This is a genomic window from Brachybacterium tyrofermentans (genome assembly GCF_014897585.1).
In the GTDB taxonomy this organism is placed as follows: domain Bacteria; phylum Actinomycetota; class Actinomycetes; order Actinomycetales; family Dermabacteraceae; genus Brachybacterium; species Brachybacterium tyrofermentans.
Window position 1 is genome coordinate 1 of the sequence record NZ_JABUXW010000095.1, and the last position, 803, is coordinate 803.

Annotated in this window: 1 protein-coding gene; it reads right to left on the reverse strand. The window is 66.4% G+C overall.

The window, feature by feature from the left end; genetic code table 11:
• Positions 1-162: 162 nt before the first annotated feature.
• Positions 163-803, reverse strand: a 641-nt coding sequence (locus tag INT49_RS20855; RefSeq protein ID WP_193119636.1) for an integrase core domain-containing protein, incomplete at its 5' end; no start/stop codon positions are given.

The window sequence follows — 803 nt, forward strand, 5'->3', positions numbered from 1 at the left end:
AGCTCGAGGACACCTACGATCACAACCACCCCGCACCGGCACCCGCCGACGCGGCCCTTGCGAGCCTCTAACAAACCCGGGGCGATTCAGATAGCTGCTGGATGTCATGAGTGAGATGGTGGGTGAGCGTGATGATGACGAGGCCGGCGTGAGCCGCGCCCTTCATTCGGTCCGGACGTTCTGTGAGTCGTCGGTTTCCATTTGATGGGTGCACTGTCGAGCGTACTCGGCTGGGGGTAGGTAGCCGAGCGAGGAGTGCCGGCGGTGGTGGTTGTACTCGTCCTTCCAGTCGCCGATGATGACCTGCGCGTGCAGCAGCGAGTAGAAGCTGTTGATGTTGAGGCACTCGTCGCGGATCCGGCTGTTGAACGACTCGACGTACCCGTTGCGCCACGGCGAGCCCGGAGGGATGTAGGACAGGCCGGTGCGGGTGCCGGCCCAGTCGGCCATCGCCTCGCTGATGAACTCCGGCCCGTTGTCCGACCTGAGCACCGCCGGGGCGCCCCGGGCGGCGACGAGGTCCTCGAGGTGGGCGGTGAGTCGGTCGGCGGTAATCGAGCGCTCCACGAGGCCGCCGATGCACTCCCGGGTGTGTTCGTCGACGATCGAGCAGATCTTGATCGGTCGGCCGTGCTCGTCGGCGTCGAACTGAAAGTCCACTGCCCACACCACGTTCGGCGCGTCCGCCGTCGGCGCGTCGACGGTCGAGGACCCGACGCGCTTGCGTCGACGCCGCTGCGGGACCCGGGGAGGTGTCAAGTTTTCTGTGTAAGGGGCCGGTCGAACAGCCTCTCTGCCGGGTG